This window comes from Sphingobacterium sp. IITKGP-BTPF85 (assembly GCF_001006065.1).
Taxonomy (GTDB): domain Bacteria; phylum Bacteroidota; class Bacteroidia; order Sphingobacteriales; family Sphingobacteriaceae; genus Sphingobacterium; species Sphingobacterium anhuiense.
This window is the reverse complement of sequence record NZ_ASZT02000241.1, coordinates 1-3,791: the sequence shown is the minus strand read 5'-3', so window position 1 is coordinate 3,791 and position 3,791 is coordinate 1. Positions and strand designations below refer to the sequence as shown.

The following is a 3,791-nucleotide window of genomic DNA, read 5'->3' as shown; positions in this document are numbered from 1 at the left end:
AAATGATGCCCAAATGCTTATCGCTGGAGATGGAGCTCACATCTGTGACCGCTGTATCAATCAAGCAGGCGAAATTCTAGCGGAAGAATTGAAACAACGTAAGAGTAAAACATTACAAACTGCGTTAAAACTCATTCGTCCTTTAGAGATAAAAGAACACTTAGATCAGTATGTTATCGGGCAGGATGACGCAAAAAAAGTGATCTCTGTTGCTGTATACAATCATTACAAACGTCTAAATCAAAAAGTTGATCAAGATGAAATTGAAATTGAGAAGTCAAATTTAATTGTTGTAGGTGAAACCGGTACTGGTAAAACCTTACTAGCCAAAACGGTAGCAAAGATTTTAAATGTACCTTTCAGTATTGTAGATGCTACAGTATTAACGGAGGCCGGTTATGTCGGTGAAGATGTTGAAAGTATATTAACTCGTTTATTACAGGCGGCAGATTACGATGTTGCGGCAGCTGAACGCGGTATCATCTATATTGATGAAATTGATAAAGTAGCACGTAAAAGTGATAACCCTTCCATTACCAGAGATGTATCTGGAGAAGGTGTTCAGCAAGCATTGTTGAAAATCTTAGAAGGAACAGTTGTTAACGTACCACCTCAAGGTGGCCGTAAGCACCCTGATCAAAAAATGATTGCTGTCAATACAAGCAACATTTTATTTATCTGTGGTGGCGCATTCGATGGCATTCAAAAGAAAATTGCCAATCGTCTTCGTACACAGACAGTAGGTTACAGAATGAATGAGGATGATGCAGAAATTGATTTAAAAAATCTTTATAAGTACATCACACCTCAGGATTTAAAAAGTTTTGGTTTAATACCGGAATTGATCGGAAGATTACCTGTATTAACGTATTTGAACCCATTGGACAAAGAGACACTATTAAGTATCTTGACAGAACCTAAGAATGCGTTAATAAAACAGTATAGAAAATTATTTGAATACGAAGGAATTGAATTAAAATTTGATACCGAAGTCTACAACTTATCGTAGACAAGGCTGATGAATTTAAACTTGGAGCTCGTGGTTTAAGAAGTATTTGTGAGGCTATTATGCTCGACGCAATGTTTGAAATTCCTACGTCAAAGGAAAAGACGAATCAAAAAGAACTGCATATTACGTTAGAATATGCGACGAAAAAATTTGAAAAGTCGGACATCAAAAAATTGCAAGTCGCTTAAATAAGAAATCCCTCGCATACCGCGGGGGATTTTTTTAGCCGCACAAATTTCTTCCCATAGGCCCTCCTTCAAATAGGTTAAATTATTAAATTGAAGAATTATGGCAAAAAGTAAAAAAAACGTAGATAGCCCTATCACACCAGGTTTAAAATCAAAAGAAGAGATTGTTCACAACTGGTTACCACGTTATACAGGAAGACCTTTAGAAGAGTTTGGTAATTATATTTTATTAACAAACTTCTCAAAATACGTCACTATTTTTTCTGAAATGCATGACAATGCACCTATTTATGGTGAAGATAAACCCATGCAAAGTGTTACTGCAGGCGGCATCACTATTATCAATTTTGGTATGGGGAGCCCAATGGCCGCAACCGTCATGGATCTATTGTCTGCTATTGCTCCGAAAGCAGTCCTATTTTTAGGAAAAACAGGGGGGTTGAAGAAAAAAATTGGTGTAGGAGAACTCATCTTACCAATTGCAGCCATCAGAGGAGAAGGTACATCCAATGACTATTTCCCCGCTGAAGTGCCTTCATTACCATCATTTGCATTGCAAAAAGCAATATCAACTACTATTCGCGACCACTCCAGAGACTACTGGACCGGAACAGTCTATACAACCAACAGACGGGTATGGGAACACGATAAAGATTTTAAAAAATATTTAAAAACGATACGTGCTATGGCTGTTGATATGGAGACAGCCACTATTTTCAGTGTCGGGTTTGCAAACAAAATTCCAACGGGTGCTTTATTACTTGTTTCGGACCAACCTATGATTCCAGAAGGCGTAAAGACTGCTAATAGTGATGTAAGTGTAACAGCGAAATATGTAGATGCTCATATCAGTATTGGTATTGATGCGCTTAAGCAACTTAAAAATAATGGGTTGACTGTGAAACATTTGAAATTCTAGGAAACAGACATTTTTGGTATTTTTGCATAAACAAACAGTAAATTTATGTGGTATAATAACATTTTAGAAACAATAGGAAATACCCCTCTTGTTAAGCTAAACAAAATCACCAAAGATTTAAAAGGAACCATCCTAGCGAAGATCGAGACCAGTAACCCTGGCAACTCGATTAAGGACAGAATGGCCCTTAAAATGATTGAAGATGCAGAGCAAGCTGGCTTATTAAAACCAGGAGGAACAATCATTGAAGGAACTTCTGGAAATACAGGTATGGGATTAGCCATGGCTGCTGTTGTTAAGGGCTATAAATGTATTTTTACCACAACAGATAAACAATCCAAAGAGAAAGTCGATGCTTTACGTGCCTTTGGCGCAGAAGTGATCGTTTGTCCCACAAATGTGGATCCTGAAGATCCACGCTCCTATTATTCAGTATCGAGCCGTCTGGAACGCGAAGTTCCAAATAGCTGGAAAGCCAATCAATACGACAATCCTTCAAATGCACTGGCGCATTATGAACAAACTGGTCCTGAAATATGGGAACAAACTGAAGGAAAAATCACCCACCTTGTCGTCGGGGTCGGTACTGGTGGTACCATTTCAGGTACAGCTAAATATTTGAGAGAGCAAAACCCGAATATAAAGATATGGGGAATAGACACTTACGGATCTGTATTTAAGAAATATAAGGAAACCGGTATTTTCGATAAAAATGAAATATACCCTTACATAACAGAAGGTATCGGTGAAGATTTTTTACCGCAAAATGTTGATTTTAGTTTAATTGATCTTTTTGAAAAAGTTACGGATAAAGATGCTGCATTAATGACTAGAGAACTGGCTCGTAAAGAAGGAATTTTTGCCGGAAACTCAGCTGGATCAGCATTAGCAGGTCTTATTCAATTAAAAGATCGCTTAAAAGAAGATGATGTTGTTGTCGTTATCTTCCATGATCACGGTTCGCGTTATATGGGAAAAATGTATAATGAAGATTGGTTAAGAGAACGTGGCTTTTTAGAAGATGAGAAACTCAACGCAAAAAGTATCTTAAAAAGAAGAGGTGAGCAAGCAATTGTAACAGCAGATGTTGAACAAACCGTCTTTGAAGCGTTCAACTTTATGAAAACACTTAATATTTCTCAAATACCCGTAACACAGCAGGGAATGGTGGTCGGAAAAATAACAGAGTCTGATATTTTGAATGCTCTTTTAGAAAATCCAGCTCTTAAATCCTCGTCAGTACAAGAAGTTATGACAAAGCCCTTTCCTTTTGTTGACTTAAATACGTCGATTGATAAAATATCGGCTTTGATCAATAAAGATACACAAGCTGTACTGGTAGAAGATGAATTCGGAAAAATTAATATCATCACACAGTATGATATTATCAATGCAATATCTGAAGCATAATTAAATAAAATTGTATAAAAAGCTTATTGTTAATAACAATAAGGCTTTTTTTATGATAAGCAATTAAACTATGCTCCCATTGCATTCGCACTTTTGCGGAATGTATATGAGTTGAAAATTTGTCTTCTACCAAATCTTGGACGAGACTCAGCATTGATGAATTTCGTGTACACTGTTTTTGGAACACCAAAATACTCATAAGTACTTTTATCCTGAAATGTAACGCGTAATGTCTGACCCTTAAATTCAAAATCTTCAATAAAAA

At 36.7% G+C, this 3,791-nt stretch carries 3 protein-coding genes and 1 pseudogene; 3 read left to right on the top strand and 1 reads right to left on the bottom strand.

Going from position 1 to position 3,791, the window contains the following annotated elements:
* The 3 genes and pseudogenes from clpX to L950_RS24495 all read left to right on the top strand — a co-directional run.
* Positions 1–1,197, top strand: a pseudogene (clpX, locus tag L950_RS24505) (ATP-dependent Clp protease ATP-binding subunit ClpX); the annotation flags it as partial.
* Between the two features lie 100 nt (positions 1,198–1,297).
* Positions 1,298–2,116 (top strand): AMP nucleosidase, encoded by an 819-nt coding sequence (locus L950_RS24500; RefSeq protein ID WP_021188870.1) that lies wholly within the window; start codon positions 1,298–1,300, stop codon positions 2,114–2,116.
* A gap of 45 nt (positions 2,117–2,161) precedes the next feature.
* Positions 2,162–3,526 carry a pyridoxal-phosphate dependent enzyme gene (locus L950_RS24495; protein ID WP_021188869.1) on the top strand — a complete coding sequence of 455 codons (1,365 nt, stop codon included), beginning with the start codon at positions 2,162–2,164 and terminating at the stop codon, positions 3,524–3,526.
* A gap of 68 nt (positions 3,527–3,594) precedes the next feature.
* Here L950_RS24495 and L950_RS24490 read toward each other — a convergent pair.
* Positions 3,595–3,791 (bottom strand): KTSC domain-containing protein (locus L950_RS24490; protein WP_021188868.1); only part of this gene is annotated, 197 nt, incomplete at its 5' end.